At 30.4% G+C, this 18,652-nt stretch carries 13 protein-coding genes; 9 read left to right on the top strand and 4 right to left on the bottom strand.

The window, feature by feature from the left end; all coding sequences use genetic code 11:
• Positions 1-192 precede the first annotated feature (192 nt).
• From Q4548_RS12760 to Q4548_RS17385, 8 genes are all read left to right on the top strand, one after another.
• The gene (locus Q4548_RS12760; protein ID WP_303455660.1) at positions 193-2,982 is read left to right on the top strand and encodes a DEAD/DEAH box helicase family protein; all 2,790 of its coding nucleotides are present in this window, start codon (positions 193-195) and stop codon (positions 2,980-2,982) included.
• A 1-nt stretch (position 2,983) separates the two neighbouring features.
• Positions 2,984-4,621, top strand: coding sequence for an N-6 DNA methylase (locus tag Q4548_RS12755; protein WP_303455658.1), 1,638 nt, complete (start codon positions 2,984-2,986; stop codon positions 4,619-4,621).
• Complete coding sequence (locus Q4548_RS12750; RefSeq protein ID WP_303455657.1) at positions 4,622-6,295, top strand: restriction endonuclease subunit S; 1,674 nt, start codon at positions 4,622-4,624, stop codon at positions 6,293-6,295.
• On the top strand, positions 6,276-8,027 hold the full coding sequence (locus tag Q4548_RS12745; protein ID WP_303455655.1) for a restriction system-associated AAA family ATPase: 1,752 nt from the start codon (positions 6,276-6,278) through the stop codon (positions 8,025-8,027). Before Q4548_RS12750 ends, Q4548_RS12745 begins: the two co-directional genes overlap by 20 nt.
• Positions 8,020-9,063 (top strand): HNH endonuclease, encoded by a 1,044-nt coding sequence (locus Q4548_RS12740; protein ID WP_303455653.1) that lies wholly within the window; start codon positions 8,020-8,022, stop codon positions 9,061-9,063. Before Q4548_RS12745 ends, Q4548_RS12740 begins: the two co-directional genes overlap by 8 nt.
• A gap of 74 nt (positions 9,064-9,137) precedes the next feature.
• Positions 9,138-11,441, top strand: coding sequence for a DUF262 domain-containing protein (locus tag Q4548_RS12735; protein WP_303455652.1), 2,304 nt, complete (start codon positions 9,138-9,140; stop codon positions 11,439-11,441).
• Positions 11,442-11,445: 4 nt separating this feature from the next.
• A complete protein-coding gene (locus Q4548_RS12730) occupies positions 11,446-13,992 on the top strand; it encodes a DUF262 domain-containing protein (RefSeq protein WP_303455651.1) in 2,547 nt (848 codons plus the stop codon).
• A gap of 1,038 nt (positions 13,993-15,030) precedes the next feature.
• The gene (locus Q4548_RS17385; protein ID WP_408068636.1) at positions 15,031-15,453 is read left to right on the top strand and encodes a DUF6943 family protein; all 423 of its coding nucleotides are present in this window, start codon (positions 15,031-15,033) and stop codon (positions 15,451-15,453) included.
• A 250-nt stretch (positions 15,454-15,703) separates the two neighbouring features.
• Here the strand turns inward: Q4548_RS17385 and Q4548_RS12720 are convergent, their stop codons facing one another.
• Genes Q4548_RS12720 through Q4548_RS12710 form a run of 3 tightly spaced genes read right to left on the bottom strand, consistent with a single transcriptional unit; the run spans position 15,704 to position 17,073 of the window.
• On the bottom strand, positions 15,704-15,910 hold the full coding sequence (locus tag Q4548_RS12720; protein WP_303455648.1) for a hypothetical protein: 207 nt from the start codon (positions 15,908-15,910) through the stop codon (positions 15,704-15,706).
• Positions 15,911-15,915: 5 nt separating this feature from the next.
• Positions 15,916-16,311 carry a DUF5675 family protein gene (locus tag Q4548_RS12715; protein ID WP_303455646.1) on the bottom strand — a complete coding sequence of 132 codons (396 nt, stop codon included), beginning with the start codon at positions 16,309-16,311 and terminating at the stop codon, positions 15,916-15,918.
• Positions 16,312-16,317: 6 nt separating this feature from the next.
• Positions 16,318-17,073, bottom strand: a complete 756-nt coding sequence (locus Q4548_RS12710) for a hypothetical protein (protein WP_303455644.1) — start codon at positions 17,071-17,073, stop codon at positions 16,318-16,320.
• A gap of 158 nt (positions 17,074-17,231) precedes the next feature.
• On the opposite strand from Q4548_RS12710, the gene Q4548_RS12705 reads away from it, so the two are divergent.
• Positions 17,232-17,435, top strand: a complete 204-nt coding sequence (locus tag Q4548_RS12705) for a hypothetical protein (protein WP_303455643.1) — start codon at positions 17,232-17,234, stop codon at positions 17,433-17,435.
• 67 nt (positions 17,436-17,502) lie between these two features.
• Here Q4548_RS12705 and Q4548_RS12700 read toward each other — a convergent pair whose 3' ends face one another.
• Positions 17,503-18,648 (bottom strand): hypothetical protein, encoded by a 1,146-nt coding sequence (locus tag Q4548_RS12700; RefSeq protein ID WP_303455642.1) that lies wholly within the window; start codon positions 18,646-18,648, stop codon positions 17,503-17,505.
• Between the last annotated feature and the right edge of the window lie 4 nt (positions 18,649-18,652).

The raw sequence follows: 18,652 nt of genomic DNA, 5'->3' as shown, positions 1-18,652 counted from the left end.
CATCGAGCGCAGTCGAGATGCATCCACTCACTCCCAATCAGCTAATTGCTAAAAACCAAAATCTAGATACTAAATACCAACTACTTGATACCAATAAAGTGCACTCCACCCACATAAATTAACCAACCCTAACAAATCCTAAGAAACAAGCTTAAATATTATGACTACTTTGTATATTTATCTTTTATTGCTATGAATGAGTCAACAACTAGGAAAGAATTAATAGACAACCAACTTCAAGAAGCTGGTTGGAACATTAATGACCAATCTCAAGTAGTTATTGAATATAATATAGGTTTGGATTCATCTACAAGTGAACCTGATTCTAAATACAATACCAATCAATTTAGTGATTACGTCCTTTTAGGTAAAAACGGAAAAGCTTTAGCGGTAGTTGAAGCAAAAAAATCTACAACCGATGCCGAAATAGGAAGAGAGCAGGCAAAACAATATTGCTTAAATATTCAAAAGGAATCTGGAGGAGAATTACCATTTTGTTTTTACACCAATGGTCACGAAATATTCTTTTGGGATTTAGGAAATTATCCCCCTAGAAAAGTAATTGGTTTTCCTAAACGAGACGACTTAGATCGCTATTTATACATTAGAAAAAATAGAAAGCCATTAGCATCAGAATTAATCAATACTGATATTGCAGGACGTGATTATCAAATTCAAGCCATTCGTTCTGTAATGGAAGGCATTGAAAGGAAACGCAAAATGTTTTTATTAGTAATGGCAACAGGAACTGGTAAAACAAGAACTTGTATAGCTTTAGTGGATGCTTTAATGCGATCACATTGGGCAGAACGTGTATTGTTCTTAGTAGATAGAATTGCACTTCGTAATCAAGGATTAGAAGCTTTCAAAGAACATTTGCCCAATGAACCCACTTGGCCAAAAGTCGGGGAAAAGAATATAGCTACAGACAGACGTATTTATGTTTCAACCTATCCAACGATGTTAAACATTGTTAGAGATGAATTAAACACATTATCCCCTCATTTCTTTGATTTAATAGTGGTGGATGAAAGTCACCGTTCTATCTACAATACTTATGGTGAAGTTCTAGATTATTTCAACACCATAACATTAGGATTAACAGCAACACCTACGAATGTTATTGACCATAACACATTTAAGTTATTTGAGTGTGAAGATGGTTTACCAACGTTTGCTTATTCGTATGAAGAAGCTGTAAATAATATGCCGCCTTATTTGAGCAGTTTTCAGGTGATGAAAATTCAAACCAAGTTTCAAGAAGAAGGTATAAGCAAAAGAACAATTAGTTTAGAAGACCAAAAACGACTGATTCTGCAAGGAAAAGAAGTTGCTGAAATAAATTTTGAAGGGACTGAACTTGAAAAATCAGTGATTAATAAAGGGACAAACGTTACTATTGTTAAGGAGTTTATGGAGGAATCTATAAAAGATCCAGATGGTGTACTTCCTGGTAAAACGATTTTCTTTTGTGCTACAAAAGCACACGCAAGACGTATAGAAGAAATATTTGATGTGCTATACCCTGAATATGCTGGAGAACTAGCGAAAGTAATGGTATCAGATGATTCTAGAGTTTATGGTAAGGGCGGATTACTACACCAATTTACAAATAACAACATGCCTAGAATTGCCATTAGTGTAGATATGTTGGATACAGGAATTGATGTTAGAGAATTAGTCAATCTAGTATTTGCTAAACCGGTATATTCTTACACTAAATTTTGGCAAATGATTGGTCGTGGTACAAGGTTGCTAGAACCCACCAAAATAAAACCATGGTGTCCTGAAAAAGATAATTTTTTAATACTAGACAGTTGGGATAATTTTGAATATTTCAAATTAAACCCAAAAGGAAAAGAATTAAAAGCACAAATACCATTACCTGTTCGTTACTTTGGATTGCGTTTAGATAAAATTGAACTCGCCTTAGAATTAGACGAAAGAGGCATTGCAGTAAAAGAAATAAATAAACTTAGAGAGCAGATTTCAGAATTGCCAAAAAAATCAGTGGTCATTCAAGATGCTAAGTCTGATATTACTTTGGTAGAATCTCTAGACTTTTGGAAAAATCCAAGCTCAAATAATATAGAGTTTTTAAGAAATAACATAAAACCATTATTCAGAACCGTTTCACAAGTCAACTTTAAAGCCATGCGCTTTGAAAAAGACGTTTTAGAAGTTTCTATTGCTCATTTAGCTGAAGAAGCAGATCAGTTTGATACCCTTAAAGAAAATATCATCAATATTGTTAGCGAACTCCCTTTAACTATTAATAGCGTAGCCAAACATAAAAGCTATATCAATCAAGTTATAACCAATCATTTTTGGAGTACGGTTTCAGATACTGATTTTGATATCTTAGCTGAAACTATTGCACCTTTAATCCATTTTAGAGAACCAACTATAGTACCTTCTGGAGCAACTAGACTAAATCTAGAAGATGTTTTAAAAACAAAAGAATTGGTAGAGTTTGGTCCAGAAAATGAAGCTGTAAGCATCTCTAAATATCGAGAAATGGTAGAGGCTAAAGTAAAAGAACTCACAGAACGTAATACTATTTTACAAAAATTAAAAGGTGGTAAAACCATTACAGAAGAGGAAGCCAATGCTTTAGCCGAAGAATTACACGATGCAGATCCACATATAACGGAAGCTTTATTACGCAAAGTGTACAATCATCAAAAAGCAAAATTCATTCAGTTTATAAAACACATCCTAGGAATAGAAATTTTAGAAAGATTTGATGATCAAGTTACAAAAGCAGTACAGCAATTTATTACAGAACATACCTATTTAACCACAAGACAAATAGAATTTTTAAACTTGCTGAAAAATTATATTATAGAACATGGTTCTATTGAAAAACGCGATTTAATACAAGCACCCTTTACAATTATTCATTCAAAAGGAATACGTGGTGTATTTTCGCCGAACGAAATAAAAGACATTCTAACATTAACAGAAAAATTTATAGCCTAATATGAGCTTAATCAATAGCAATCCTCAAATTGCATCAAAAATAAATGACCTCTGGAATAAATTCTGGTCTGGTGGTATTTCAAACCCACTAACAGCCATAGAGCAAATTACCTATTTGCTATTTATGAAAAAGTATGATGAAAATGATTTAGAAGAATTATCGAAAGCTGAATTCACAGGAGATCTTTATACTTCAAAATTTAAGGGAACATTTTTCGCCACAAAACAAGACGAAGAAAACAATCAAAACGGAATAGACAAACAAGACTTACGTTGGAGTAATTTTAAACGCTTGCCTGCAGACGACATGTTGCAACATGTGCAACGTTATGTGTTTCCATTTATTAAAACTTTAGATACTGATGAGTCACCATTTGTAAAGCACATGGCGAATGCAGTGTTTATTATACCCAAACCATCGTTATTATTAGAAGCAGTAAAAAGTATTGATGATATTTTTGACCTAATGGAGCAAGATGCTACCCAAAACGGTCAAGATTTTCAAGACATTCAAGGGGATGTGTACGAAATGTTATTAAGCGAAATTGCTTCTGCAGGTAAAAACGGACAGTTTAGAACGCCAAGGCATATCATCAAATTATTGGCTGAATTGGTGAACCCAAAACTAGGACAACGCATTGCGGATCCTGCTTGTGGTACAGGTGGTTTTTTATTAGGTGCTTACCAATACATGGTAACGCAGTTAGATAAAGAAAAAGACAAACAACAACCAGATGAAGATGGTTTTATCCGCAGTAGCCGAAGCGCATTATTAACCGAAGATGTTAAAGGAATTTTAGGCAGTAGCTTACAAGGGTATGATATAGACCAAACCATGGTGCGTTTAGGTTTAATGAACCTGATGATGCATGGTATAGAAAGCCCACAAATAGATTACAAAGATACTTTAAGTAAAAGCTACTTTGAAACTAGCGAGTACGATGTGGTATTAGCAAACCCACCATTTACAGGAAATGTAGACAAAGGTGATATACACGAAGAGTTAAGCCTTAAAACTACCAAAACGGAATTACTATTTATAGAGCGTATTTACAACATGCTTAAAATGGGAGGAACTGCTGGTATTGTAATACCACAAGGTGTATTATTTGGTTCTGGTAAAGCTTTTGTAGATGCTAGAAAGTTAATGATTGAAAAATCGGAATTAAAAGCAGTAGTAACCATACCTAGTGGAGCCTTTAAGCCTTATGCAGGAGTAAGTACGGCTATTTTAATTTTCACAAAAGGAGGTGAAACCGAAAACGTTTGGTTTTACGATATGGAAAGTGATGGTTACACCTTAGATGATAAACGTGCTAAATTAAAAGATAAAGAGGGCAATAACGATTATGGCGATTTACAAGACATAATTACTAACTACAAAACAAGAGATCCTAAACAAGAAAACGACCGAAAAGCAAAACACTTTTTTGTATCGAAGAAAGAAATTAAAGACGAAGGTTACGATTTAAGTTTTTCACGCTATAAAGAAGAAGTTTTTGAAGAAATAGTCTATGAAAAACCAGATTTAATTTTAGAAAAATTATTAGGAAAGTTTGATGCTAATGGAGAGGTCATTGAAAAAGGTTTGGAACAAGAGATTTCTGAAGGATTGAATGAATTAAAGGAGTTGTTTTAGATGAAATTATTAAAATTAAAAGATGTTGCTAGTTTTATAAATGGTTTTGCTTTTAAGCCGACTGATTGGGCAAATAGTGGTGTCCCAATTATTAGGATTCAAAATTTAACTGATTCAAACAAAGTATTCAATTATACCAACAAAAAAGTACCTGAGAAATATTATATATCAAAAGGTGATGTCTTAGTTTCTTGGTCAGCGACAATAGATGTATTTGAATGGAAAAGAGATAATGCTTTATTAAATCAGCATATCTTTAAAGTTGAATTTAATGATAAAGTTATAATCAAGGATTATTTTGTTCAAGTACTTAAAGATACAATTCGAGATTTAGAAAAATATGCACATGGCTCAACCATGCGACATGTTACAAAAAGAGACTTTGAAAATCATTTAATTCCTGTACCTTCTCTTAAAAACCAAAAACGCATAGCAAAAGTTTTATCTAATTGTGAAAATTTAATACAAAAACGTAAAGAAAGTATTGCGTTATTAGATGAATTGTTGAAGTCTACTTTTTTGGAAATGTTTGGGGATCCTGCAATTAACAATAAGGGATGGGAATTAAAAGCGGGAAGTGAATTTTGTAGCCAAATATCGGTTGGAGTTGTTGTTAGACCAGCATCACATTATGTAGATAAAGGAGTTATAGCGTTACGATCATTAAATATAAAGCCTAACAGAATAAATTTAGATAAAATTGTTTATTTCCCTAGGGAATCTCATGAAACTACACTTTCTAAATCAATATTGAAGACAGGAGATGTAGTTATTGTAAGAACTGGTAACACAGGTACTGCAGCAGTTATACCTAATGAATTAGATGATTGTAATTGTATTGACTTGATAATAGCAAAAATTAAAAGAGACCAAATTTCACCTGAATACCTTGCTTATTTATTAAATTCTGACCGAGGTAAAATGTTAATATCTGCAAGAGAAGTTGGTGGTATTCATAAGCATTTTAATGTTGGTAGCATGAAATCATTAGAAATTCCTGTACCAAAACTTCAATTGCAAAAAAAATTCAGTGTAATTGTTAAAAAAGTTGAATTTCTTAAGCAAAAGTACGAAGCACATTTACAAGAATTAGAAAACCTATATGGTAGTTTAAGTCAAAAAGCCTTTAAAGGGGAGTTGGATTTTGGTAAGGTTAAAATATCTGGTTCTAGTAATGCAGTATCCACAACATCAGGTGTTTTAGATTCTGTTATAGATATTAAAACACCTGTAGCAGGCTCTTTAGAGCCACCCAAAGAGAAAGAGAAAAGACCTGAATTTTCTAAGAAAGAATTAGAAGGCTTTAAGGCTAAATCCAAAGAAAAACGTGACATTACTAATATTACTTATTTAGATTTTATAGGAATACCCACTGATTTGCAAATGAAAAATTATGCCAATGACTATTCTATCGAAACAAATTTTGTAGATGAAAAATTATTTGTACAATTTTATTTAAAAGATAATTTTAAAAATAAAAAATTCACATTAGGTGATGTTGAGTCGAAATTCAATTCAGACTTCATACCAAAAGGTCAAGATTTTAATTATGAAGTTTGGAAAGAGTATATTTTTAGTTTTATTGAAGCTAAACCACCTTTGATTAAACGATTTTTTGACGAAACTGATAACATAATAAAACTAAAACTAACAGATGAAGCTTTTAAGGCTTAAACTAAATAGCACGTTTAGAAGCCTGCAAAATGGCTTTGAAATTGATTTTCTTAACACATCAAATATTGACAAGTTGTGGGACTTTATGCCCTATTGCCTAGTAGGAAGAAATGGTTCTGGTAAATCTAATGTTTTAGAAGTATTAGCAGAAATATTTTACCACATAGAATGTATATACTTGGACTTTAGGCCTATAGGGTTTAGTGGGGAAGGAGATTTTAATCGTGTGCATACAGAGGGTTTTTTCTCGGAAAATTCTAATCCTGATGCTTTTGAATTAGAGTATTTGTACTATATAAAAGGAGATTATTCTAGAAGAGATTATAGTCACGAATATAATATTGGTTATGATGCTCATATCAAGATTATCAAGGAAAAAAACAAATCGCCAGAAGTTCACTGGATCAATAGAGAAAAATGTGTTGGAAATTCAAAAACTCTACTTGAAAGAAAAGATGTCAAAATTTTTTTACCCGATTTCATAATTGCTTATTCTTCAGGAGAAAATCAAACTGTAAACCTTCCGTTTTTTAAAATGCGTTTTATTCAATACGATGAATACTTGTATCGCTTAATTAAGGATCTAGATTATTCAAAACCTGAAAACAGGTTTCTCTATTTAGATGAGTATTATAATCAGGCAGTTTTATTATCAATATACTTATTAAGAGAAAAAGAGACATTAAAGCCATTTAAAGATGAAATAGGTTTAGAAGATATTAAATCATTTAGATTAGTTATAAAACAAAATAGATTTGAAAAGGCTCATAATGATGTAATAAGAACGCTTTCCAAAGATGATAAAAATAATAAACATAAAACACAACGAGAGTTAACTTCAATAATAAACGCTTCAATAGAAAAGTTAAAATCATGTAGTACTACTTCTTATTTTAATGATGAATCTAAGGAATGGTTTTTAGACTTTTCTGTTGATGATGAATGTAGAAAAGCATTTAAATATCATTTTAGAAATGACGCTTTCGAATTGTTTACAACCTTTCAAGTATTACTTAATTTAAATAATTATAAAACACCAAATAATGTTAAGAAGAAAGTTTATAATTCTAAGAATATTTATATAAATCAAGACGTCATTCCTTTGCCATACGATGAAGAACGTATCTTTAGGTTTAAAGATGTTGTATTAAAGTTGAATAATATAGATGAAATTATCTATACCAAATCATTATCGGATGGCGAATATCAATTTATACATTCAATAGGTTTGTGTATGTTATTTAGAGATACTAATTCTCTATTCCTTTTAGATGAACCAGAAACACATTTTAACCCAGACTGGAGATCTAATTTTATTTCAACTCTAAAAGATTGTTTACAACAAGATTATTCTAAAGGTTTGGATAATAGAAGAGACTTATTAATAACATCACATTCTCCTTTTATTATTTCAGATTGTCAGCCTGAAAACGTTATTGTTTTTGATAAAGAAAAAAATAAAGTTGTACACAAAACAGCAAAAGAAAAGGGAATAAGAACATTTGGCACATCCGTAAACATATTAACGGAGGAAATATTTGGTAAAACAGCGTCTATTTCAAAACTATCATTAGACGTTATAGAAGAAATAAAAAAGATGCCATTAACTACCCTTGATGAAATTAAAAAAGCAAAAGAAAAAGCCAGGGTATTAGGTGAATCAGTTGAAAAAGTACTTCTATTTAGAGAGCTAATATTAAAAGAGAATGAAATAAATAAAGGGAATGATTAAATCTTATAAATATTTAATCAGTTGTCATATCATGTTACATAAACATGTAATGCAGTTTTTTGATAGAATTGAGTTTGAATCGGGGCCTTTTCAAAATATCTTTTTCGAACCAGACTTTATTGATATAGTCAATAGACATCCCAGAATAGTTAGAGAACCATTAATTGAAATTTATAATATACTTAAAAGATTAAATCAACCTACGCGCTCTTTAATTATTCAACAAATTAGAGACAGTAATAAGATTTTAGAAATTTGTGAAGGTAGTATTGCACCTGTTAAATTAGATAATTCTGTTAGTGGTTTAAAAAAGGTATTACGAGATTTCTTCATTAAATTATATAATCAAGTTTTAGATGGCAATGGTTTTAATGACAAATATAATACTACTTTAAGAGAGCATTTTAATGGATTTAGAAAGTTAAATAGAAACATAACATTGTGTCCTACTTGTGGGATTGGAGAGTTAAAGATGTCAGAATCTAAAACTAGAGATCAATACGATCATTTTTTACCAAAAGCATTATATCCTTTTTCTTCAGTAAATTTTGAAAACCTTGTATTGTCTTGTAAAGAATGTAACTCCCCAGATGCTAAAGGAGAGAAAGATACATTAGGGGTATCTTCAGGTTATATATTTTATCCCTTCAATTTTAACCATCAACAGCTAACAGTTGCATTTAATATAATAAAAGACAATTCAAATCCTGAAGATATAATATGGAATATAAACTACACAAGTCCAGAGTTAAAAAATAACGAAATCACCTCTTGGAAGAATATTTATGATATTGATATTAGATATAAAGATTTTGTAAAAGGTAGAGTTGAAAAATGGTATCGATTTTATTGGGAATTTATGAATGATAATGATTTATCACACATACCAGAGAATGATAGAAAAATATCATGTTTAAAAGCTCTTGAGATTGATGAAAAATTACAACTCTCCTTCATTAGAAAACCAGTACTTGATGGCTTCTTAAGGGATTCAATTATGGCAAGAGCTGAAATTGAAGCAAGACTTTATGTTTAAATATTTGTCATCAAGAGAAAAGGAAATATTTAAAATATATTTTGAGAGTAGTAAAATGTAAATTAAATTGAAATATGCTAAGAAAAGAATTTAAAGATTGGTTGATTGATAGTGAAAAATATGATACAACTACAATAAATTCTCGTCTAGGTAATTGTAGTACAATAGAGCAAGCTTACGGTAATCTTGATGGACATTATGAAAAGGATCGGCTGAGTGCTGTTTCAAAACTACTTAAATATTCGAAACAAGATCAAAGAGAAGGTGTAAAACCCCAACTTCCATTAGAAATTGATGGAAACATTTATACAGGATTAGCTACTTTAAGACAAGCATTAAATAGATATTTAGAATTCAAATTAGAGCTTGAAGCAGATGGGGATAGTGTAGAAGAAATTGTATTAAACAATGATTTTAAAATAATTAACAATAGCAAATTAACATCGAACATGTCTCAATTACAGATAGAGAATGAGAACACATTATTGTTACTTCCCATTAAAAATTTAAGCAATAAAACTTTTGAAATAGGGAGCTACCAAAGAGGTTATAAATGGAGTAAAAAAGAAATATTAGAGTTGTTAAATGATATTGATAACTATGAACAAAAGGAGGGTCTTTATTGTTTGCAACCACTAGTTTTAAAGCCTCTTAAGAATCAGAAAGAAAAGATTGAAATAAGCAATACTACATATAATATTTTCACAAATAATGAAGTTGTAGATGGACAACAACGCACAACAACAATTTTTCTTCTGTTAAAATATCTAGAATATAAAGGTTGGATAGATAAGAGTTGTCTTTATGAAATAGAGTTTAAAACAAGGGAACGAAGTGGTGTTTTCTTAAAAGAAAAACTTCCTTTAATTTTTAAATCAAATCTTGATAGCATCACGAAAGAAGAGTTGGAGCGTAAAGAATATCATGATTTAAAAATTGTAAATCAATTATGGAGAGATTTTATAACCAGTAATAAAGATTACAACAATGTAGATGTTTATCATTTTTTTGTAGTGACAAGTTACTTAATCAGATGGATTGAGAGTTATCTTTTTAATGAAGAAAAAAGAAACACATTCATTAAAAAACTACTAGATCATGTAAAAGTAATTTGGTACTCTCTAGATAATTCTGAAAACGACAATCAAATCATTAAAGTTTTTTTAAATAATAATAAAGGAAAGATAGGTTTAACATCTTCAGAGTTAATTAAGGCTCTTTTTATTTTAGATATTAAAAACAGTGAATCGGCTTCTATTAGTGATATCCAAATCAATCAGTTTGCTTTAGAATGGGACAGTGTAGAGAAACAATTACAAGAGGATAACTTTTGGTATTTTATTCAACCAGATGAAGAAAAATACAAAGACGGAACAAGAATAGACTACCTGTTTGATTTACTACTTGAAAAACCCAATAACTCTGACGATTTCTTTGCTTATAGATATTTTGAAGGTAAATTCAATTCCCAAAAAGACACAAAAGATATTTCAAAATCATGGGAAAATGTAATTCAGCTCTATTACAAATTATTGAATTGGTATCAAGATTCTGAAATATTTCATTTTGTTGGTTTTTTAACGAATTCAAATATCAAGTCAGTAGATAAATTACTGATAGAAAATAAAGGAAAGACAAAAGAAGAACTAAAAAAATCATTAAGAAAGACTGTCAGAGCCAATTTTAAAAAGAAAGGTAAAACAGAAGAAGGTGATGAGTTTTTTATTTATAGCAAAGATCATTTACATTACGAGAATTATTATCTAGAAACAAGGAAAGTATTGCTATTGTATAATGTTTTTTATTATATGGATAATATGGCAGGACATAAGTTTCCTTTTGAGTTATTCATAAAAGAAAAATGGAGCATAGAACATATTATTCCTCAAACCCCTAAAGACATTGAAGATATTGATATTTATGCCCAATGGTTTGAAGATATTATGGCTTATAGAGAATTAGAGGGTGGTGCAGCTTTAATTAATAGAATTAAAGCTTATCCAAGTATGGAAGATTTAAAAAAAGATAAAGAATTAAAAGCTGATCTTGATAAAATTATTACTGAAAGTGAAGATATCACACACGACCTTAATAACTTGTTACTCCTAGATAGAAATACAAATAGCACTTTAAGTAATAAATTGTTTGATGAGAAAAGAAACAAAATCTTACAGTTTGATAAAAGTGGCTATAGTGATAAAGGAAAACCTGTATTTATTCCTAATGAAACATTGAATGCTTTTAATAAAACCTTTAGTAAAGAAATTAATATAAAAAACTGGACCAAAGAAGATGGTGATAATTATGTGGTTGCCATTCAAGAACGACTAAACGAGTTTTTACCAACAAAATTAGAAAGTACAACTCCAAAAGCATAAACAAATGATGAATGAAAATAACACGCTTTGGAGCATTTTGAATCAATATGGTATTGAAATCCCACCTATACAAAGAGATTTTGCTCAAGGAAGAGAAACTGAACACGCAAATAAAGTTAGGAAAGGTTTTTTAAATTCCATAGCTAAGGCACTAGACAACAATGAAACACTTTCTTTAGATTTTGTTTATGGAAAAATCTATGGTTTAAAAAACGAAGAAGAGAATAGAAAAAATAAGAATGCTATTCAGTCTATGGTAAACAGCATTAGAGATTATGCTTTGACTGTAGACCTTACGCTAAATGATGTATTGATAGAGGATAAGTCTTCTGTAAAATCAGATTTAGTTTATTTAATTCCTTTAGATGGTCAACAAAGACTAACTACGTTGTTTTTAATTCATTGGTATATTGCAAAGAGAATAGGAAATATAGTAGGATTAAAGGTTTTAAGTAGATTTCGATATAAAACACGTAAGAGCTCAACGTCTTTTTTAAAGCTACTAACAGACGAACAAATGTTCTTAAACTTTGAGGAAGAAGAGCAAAAAGAAAAAGATTTAAAAGAGAAAAAACTTTACAACGAAATCACCAATTTAGAATATTTTTCATCTTCTTGGTTGAATGATCCTACAGTAAAAGCAATGTTGATAATGATTCAGGATATTCATATCAGATGGCAATCAAAGACAGTAAAACAATTGAAAGAATATTGGGTGAATTTAACTGAAAATCAACTTTTGTGGTTTGATTTTCTAGACCTTAAAGATTTTAATTTATCCGACGAGTTATACGTTAAAATGAATGCTCGTGGTAAACAATTATCCTATTTTGAAAACTTTAAAGCTTGGCTTTTCGATGTAATCAAGGAAAAAGAATTAATCGAAAAATCTGTTTGGGTGTCACATTCAAAAAAGTTTGATGTTGAATGGAGTGACATTTTCTGGAATCAAAAAGGGGATATTGTTTTTGATGTTGACAACGCTTATTTTAATTTTTTTAAGCTTTTATTTTTATATGATAATTTAAAAGAAGTAAAATTAAATGAGACTAATTTTGATGTTGAAACAAAAGAGTTTGAAGTACTTAATATTGTAACTAATAATAAATACTTTGATTGGGAATATTTATGTGATGAGTTATTTGAAAAGAATATTATAAATCATTTACAGGTTTTAGCTCATTGTGAAGGTAAGTTTATTGAAGTAAAAGATAAATATCTAAAATTGTTTTTTGAATTTCAATTTTCAGAAAAAGGTATAAAACCAACCTGGCCAAATTTAATTAAAAATTTCATTACACTTTCTTTTATATCTAATAAAGGGAAGCCTCTTAAAGAATACTCGGTGAACGAATGGAATCAGTTAAGAGAGTATCACAGAATTTTATTTAATCTTTTTGACAATACAATTATTGACAAACCTAGTTTGTATCAAAATGCTGTAAAAGAAATTGATCAGTTGAATATTGATTTAAAAATTCTAGAATACAATATTGGTGATTGGGTTGAGAGTTTTGAGTATACAACAAAATCAGTATTTACAGAACAACAACTGTTAGAGGAAGTATTAAAATATAGACTTTTTGCTAATGATGAATGGAAAAATATAATTTTAGAAGCAGAAAAAACTACTTATTTTGAAAGACAGCTGAATTTCTGGTTCTTTAGAGCTAAAATTTCTTTAGCAAAAGAAGAATTTGATATTCAATTATTAGGAGATTTAAATAAAAAAGAGAATTTTAAAAACACGACCTTAAAAATAAATAAACTTTTTGATGAAAAGGGAATTCATAGAAAGGAAGATTTTTCAGAACATATTTTTGAAAGAGCAATGCTTTCTAATAGTAATTATCTTTTAACTGAAAAAGGTTACCAATGTTTTGGTAGTAATAAGGGTCGTGATGTAAGTTGGAAAAGGTTATTCTTAAGAGATAAAAATTCTAAGGATACAAATAGTGCTTTATTAGAAATTTTTGATTTAGACTTTTCGAATGTTAAAGATTCATTTCAATTGTACATAGATCAAAATATTTCTACAAATAATATTGATGATTGGAGATTGGCTTTTGTAAATAATAAAGAGTTATTTAACTATTTAGGGAATTTAAAATATATAAGAAATATTTCAAACCATGGTTGGGTTTTAATAAAGGATGGCTATAAAACGTACACAGGAGCTCACTACGAATTGTTTAGTCTAGACTTTTATATAAAACATCTTAAAGGGAATGAATTTTCTCCTTTTAATAAAGTAGCTTATTATACAGCTCCAAAAAATACGATAGAAGATTTTCCTTGCGCTTATTTAGATTGGCAAGAAGGACATTCTACTTATACTTTGGATGTGAAATTTATTAATGAGGAATATTCTTTAGTTTTCTTTGCGAAAGAAGAAGGTACATTATCTAATAAAGTTAAGTCAATTATAGAACATAGAGGTTTCATTGCTAATGACAATATTTATAAGAGAGGTCATTCAAAACAAAGTGATGTCATAAATGAAATTAACACTTTAACCATTGCTTTAGAGAAACTCAAAAGAGATATTTAGGATTAACTTGTTAAAGTGAAATACCACGAATGAAATAAATTAATACTCGGTAAAGCGGTGTTCCTCCTTCAATAGTTAGCAAACAACCCCGCTAAACCCATAACACACTTTTTTTAAAAATTAAATATCTTAATCTGTTTTGACCCCCACAACCCAAAACCCAGTTTTTTCGCTTAGCCCTGGCTTGAGCCTGTCGAAAGCTCAAAAGCCTCTGTGTTTTGTGTTGTTCCCGCATACAGCCGCATAAGTTTTGCCTTTTTTAAATCTAGTAGTTTTTGCATATGGTACTTAGCGTTTCATAAAATCAACTCCAACCACCACAAGCAAAAGCGTTGTTATTTCATCAAAAAACACAAAACTTTTCCAAAGCTAAGTAACATAATGGGTAGTTATAATAAAGCCCTTGAAGCCAGCCACATCACCAAAGCTATAGTTATAACTCAATTATGTTAAATAGCCAGCATTCCAACGCTTTAGATGATAATAGCACAACAGTGGGGGGTAGGAGTTCAATAACTTAAATTTTCCTTAGCCTCATTCATCGGCACAAAAACTTTACTAAGTCCAAGTATTCCTTATCAAAATTATTTGTTTGCCTCATTTCATTAAGTAAAATTCTACGATAGATTACACTACAATCTTCCATGTGTTTTTAGTAGGTAAAAAGTTCACTAGTTAAAATGATGTTTTTCTAACTACCAACTAAAACCACCCCACTACAAGAGGTTGTCCATTTCACTGCGTTCCATTCTCAACCCCTTGTCTTTAGCCTCATATCATTTAAGTATATAATATGTGTTTTGTATAAAAGGTAGCAAATATCGTTGCTTTCCATCATCCAACGCTTTATGTAGTAAAGGTCAAGCCCTACGGGTTTTGATAAAAACTTTGATAAGTATTTCCAAAACCCACTCAAATAAGTAACCAAACTTTTCACCAAAAACCTTGACAACATCTGCCACAGCAACAACCTTTAAAGCATCTTTTTTCCAAAAAAAATAAGCGGAGCGGTAGCGACGTAATTTAAATTGGATACCTATGCTTAATTTTGAAATCAAGACCTACCAAAAAGGTCAAAACTACAGAGAACCTCATTTTTTTATTTTGAACAAAGGCTTAAACAGTGGAAAACCACTATTAAGATCTTGTTGCAATTGTTTTGTTATAATGACCCGAACAGAAAACGATAAAAACAAATTGTTCAGCCTCAGTATGATGTTGCAAATCGGAGGGTATTTCAAATATCACTTACGAGGAAGTGTGATTCCATTCATTAACATTAAAGATTGTTCAAATACACTTAAAAAAGGCATAACAGCAACTCTGGAAGTAGACAAACACATTCAAATTGTTGAGGTGCTACAAAAAGAACAAACACGTTTGTCTGAAAACTTAGAAAAAATCAAACAAATGAAAAAAGCATACATACAGGCTTGTTTTAAATATCATCCAGTAGAATAAACAAAAAAACTCCTGATCAAAAGACCAGGAGTTTTTAATATTTTGCCAACAGCGAATAGCTAAAGGCTAACCACTAGGATTTACTTCAAAAAAATCTTACGTAATAGGAGTGATACAAAGAAGCTGACCACGGCACCAACGACTGCCATAATCACAGTGAAGTAAATATCATGTAGTTTGATATTTGCGATAGTGGTAAACAACGTACCACCAAACACCGTTGATTTTAATTGAAGATTCCCCATAGCTTTTAGTTTTTGTCTGAGACTACAGCTTGACTCACCGCAGTAGCCACCGTTCCGGCAACAGCTACATATCCAGCGACACTAATCAGTGCAGCAGGCAAAGCAATTGGGGCAGCCAAGATGGCCTCACTAGCTGCTAATGCAATTCCAATATTTCTTAATTTTCTAAAAAATGAAGGTGTTGGTTCTGTAATTCTATCTTGTAATTTCATAAGTTTTAAGATTTTATAATGAGTTTAACAATTTCCCCTCTATCAAAAGCTTGATAACATTTAGAAACCAATTTGTTTAATACATTTCTGGAAGAAGTACCTTTTCCGATTCCTGACAAACAGGTTACAGGAGCAATACAACCTCTTAATTCTTTAAGGGCATCATTGGCAGGATGAATTAAAATAAGTGTTCTATTTTTAACCTTTTCCAAAATCAAATGATGATTGAATTTTTGAGAATACCTTGGTTTTAATACATAAGTTCCTTCTGGAATACAGGAAACATTTCTTTGATTGTTCAACCAGGGAAGCTCAATAGCAAATCCTAAAAAAGAATTGTTGATAAAGAGAGCACCGTTGGTACCCTCTTTAAAATAGGTCCTATGTAAAATAACATCCATGAATAATTACACTTTGTCAGCAAGTTTGATTGCCAAGGCATTGTAAGAGCCATTTTTTAAAGGATACATTTCACCATTCACTTCTTGATAGAATTCAATCCCTAAGACTTGAATGACTGGTAAGGTTGAATTTGCAGGAGCAGAAGCTGTCAAATCAATGATGGCAGTATCATTAGTGTCATAGGGTAAAATAGCGGTTTCGTCATTGTCAAAAGCGAATGTTTCGTTTTCGAAATCCAATTCAGCCACACCAGTCACAATTTTAAAATGAGTGGTTCCAGAAGGACCTGCAATGTGAGTGGTAGGTTTAAAGACAGGAATGTTTACGGTTGCATCTCCTGTAACTCTATCAAAAGCATTGGTGAATGCAGCGAACATAGTAGCACCTAATTTCCCATTGATGTTGAACTCAAAGTTTGCCAACAAACCAAAAGTCCCATCTTGAATGGTTCTTTCCCCACGAACGTTTGTAGTGTCTGTTTTGACAACTTTTAATACTTGAGTAGTTAATCGACTAGAAACACGCTTGTCTTTAGCATTCTGTAAAAGAATACGAATCGCATTTCTTAACAATTTACCACCTTTACCAGCAGCTCCAAATTCAGAACCATTTTCACGAGTTCTTTGAAACGCAGGATCTGTTTTGATACGTTGAGCATCAATTCCACCTTTGGCACGAGCCAAATGTCCATCTGTTGTTTTGTAAAAAGAAATATCTCCGATAGTTCCTTTTAATTTGATAATACCTGTTTGTTTAGCCATAATACTATGATTTTAAGATTTATAACAAAAGAATCATTATCTTATATAGGATTCAAAAACAGGGTGTTATAGTTACCGTTAATAATAAATATTACTGAAATATCATATATTTACCCTATGGATAAAGAATAGATAAAGCATAGTTAAAGTATAAAATCATGAAAATTGTACGAGCATGTATTTATCCAAAAGACATTCAGTGTATTACAGGAAAAAGTGAAAGCCATGGTAGGAAGCTTTTAAATAAGATTAGAGAGCATTTTGACAAGCAACCACACCAATTTATTACCTCTGAAGAATTCGCTGAATATAGCGGGATAAGTATCGAAATCATCAACCAATATTTGAAGCAAGTTTCTTAGAGCCTAATTCTATTATGTTAATATTTTATATCTTAGCTGTAAATGAGTATAGAGAAATATAATTTTATTAAAAAGGTATAACCAGTATTTCTTTTAAGCCCATATTAGTTCTGTCTTTTCCATGTGCTTGATAAATTGCAGTGAAGTTTTCCTTATCAAGCAGATGTCTTTTATGAAACTCTTTTAGGAATTTTTTGTTTGTGAAGTTTTCAATTGTAGCTTTTACACCAATTTCATGATTTGAGAAAAAGAGAAAACATTCATTGTTTTCAGGACCTTTAAATTTTGAAATAATTGAAAAGTCTTTATTTTCTCCTTTAAAATAAGTATTAAAGGTTTGGTCTTTTATATTCGGATGTCTATTAAGAATTAGTTTTTGTTCTACAATTTTAAAATAGGGATTAAATTCATTAAATAGGGTGGTTACTTTAGGGCTAACTGTATATTGACCAACATAAATTAAATTCCCTTTTTTTAAATCATTCATAGATGTATTTGATGAAAATTGTATTTCAAAATCATGATCAAGGGGATAAAATAATTTTGAAATACTTTGAGTAGCAATAGCTCCCATACCTGTGATGTATTTATAATTAGAGGGTTTGTTTGTTGTTTTTAATGATTGATTTTTTTCTACAAATTCATAATATTCCTCAGTAGAGTTAATGTGATAATCACGTGTCCAACCTTCATAACCAGTAATTGTTTTTCCTTTTAATCCAAATGCATCACCTATAATTAGTATAGTGCTTTTTTTGTTTTTAAAGAAAGACGACCATAAAGGAGGGCTAGATTTAATACTCTTAGCAATAAAAATTATGGATATGAATAATAGTAAAAGATACGGAATACCGTGCTTGGTTTTTATTTTTTGAAAATATGTTTTATTTACGTTTTGTAGTTCAAATCTAACATTATATTGACCTTTATCAATACATAACTTCCATGTTGATTGACGTCCCTCAGTTTTATAATATTGATCTAGTTTTTTACGAAGGTTGTAAACATTTACTCTTACTCTAGAATTATTTTTGTCTGATCTATTATTATCTCCAAAGAATTCTAGGTCTATAATATCTTCTTTTATATAATCTCCTGCTAATGTAGCTTTAACTAAATACTTAAGTAAGGCGGAACTTTTAGGTGATTTTTGTAAAATATCGCTCTTTAGGATATCTTCAGTTATTTTGTATTTTTTGTCTTTAGATAGCATTTTT

The sequence above is a fragment of the Wenyingzhuangia sp. 2_MG-2023 genome (genome assembly GCF_030548295.1).
Taxonomy (GTDB): Bacteria; Bacteroidota; Bacteroidia; order Flavobacteriales; family Flavobacteriaceae; genus Wenyingzhuangia.
The sequence above is the reverse complement of the archived record's forward strand: the minus strand, read 5'-3'. Positions and strand labels throughout refer to the sequence as shown.

What these genes read in the sequence shown, in the direction of transcription:
- Q4548_RS12705 (WP_303455643.1), top strand. Translation starts at nt 17,232, where the DNA reads ATGAAAATTGTACGAGCATGTATTTATCCAAAAGACATTCAGTGTATT.
- Q4548_RS12710 (WP_303455644.1), bottom strand. Translation starts at nt 17,073, where the DNA reads ATGGCTAAACAAACAGGTATTATCAAATTAAAAGGAACTATCGGAGAT.
- Q4548_RS12700 (WP_303455642.1), bottom strand. Translation starts at nt 18,648, where the DNA reads ATGCTATCTAAAGACAAAAAATACAAAATAACTGAAGATATCCTAAAG.
- Q4548_RS12750 (WP_303455657.1), top strand. Translation starts at nt 4,622, where the DNA reads ATGAAATTATTAAAATTAAAAGATGTTGCTAGTTTTATAAATGGTTTT.
- Q4548_RS12740 (WP_303455653.1), top strand. Translation starts at nt 8,020, where the DNA reads ATGATTAAATCTTATAAATATTTAATCAGTTGTCATATCATGTTACAT.
- Q4548_RS12760 (WP_303455660.1), top strand. Translation starts at nt 193, where the DNA reads ATGAATGAGTCAACAACTAGGAAAGAATTAATAGACAACCAACTTCAA.
- Q4548_RS17385 (WP_408068636.1), top strand. Translation starts at nt 15,031, where the DNA reads ATGCTTAATTTTGAAATCAAGACCTACCAAAAAGGTCAAAACTACAGA.
- Q4548_RS12745 (WP_303455655.1), top strand. Translation starts at nt 6,276, where the DNA reads ATGAAGCTTTTAAGGCTTAAACTAAATAGCACGTTTAGAAGCCTGCAA.
- Q4548_RS12730 (WP_303455651.1), top strand. Translation starts at nt 11,446, where the DNA reads ATGATGAATGAAAATAACACGCTTTGGAGCATTTTGAATCAATATGGT.
- Q4548_RS12715 (WP_303455646.1), bottom strand. Translation starts at nt 16,311, where the DNA reads ATGGATGTTATTTTACATAGGACCTATTTTAAAGAGGGTACCAACGGT.
- Q4548_RS12720 (WP_303455648.1), bottom strand. Translation starts at nt 15,910, where the DNA reads ATGAAATTACAAGATAGAATTACAGAACCAACACCTTCATTTTTTAGA.
- Q4548_RS12755 (WP_303455658.1), top strand. Translation starts at nt 2,984, where the DNA reads ATGAGCTTAATCAATAGCAATCCTCAAATTGCATCAAAAATAAATGAC.
- Q4548_RS12735 (WP_303455652.1), top strand. Translation starts at nt 9,138, where the DNA reads ATGCTAAGAAAAGAATTTAAAGATTGGTTGATTGATAGTGAAAAATAT.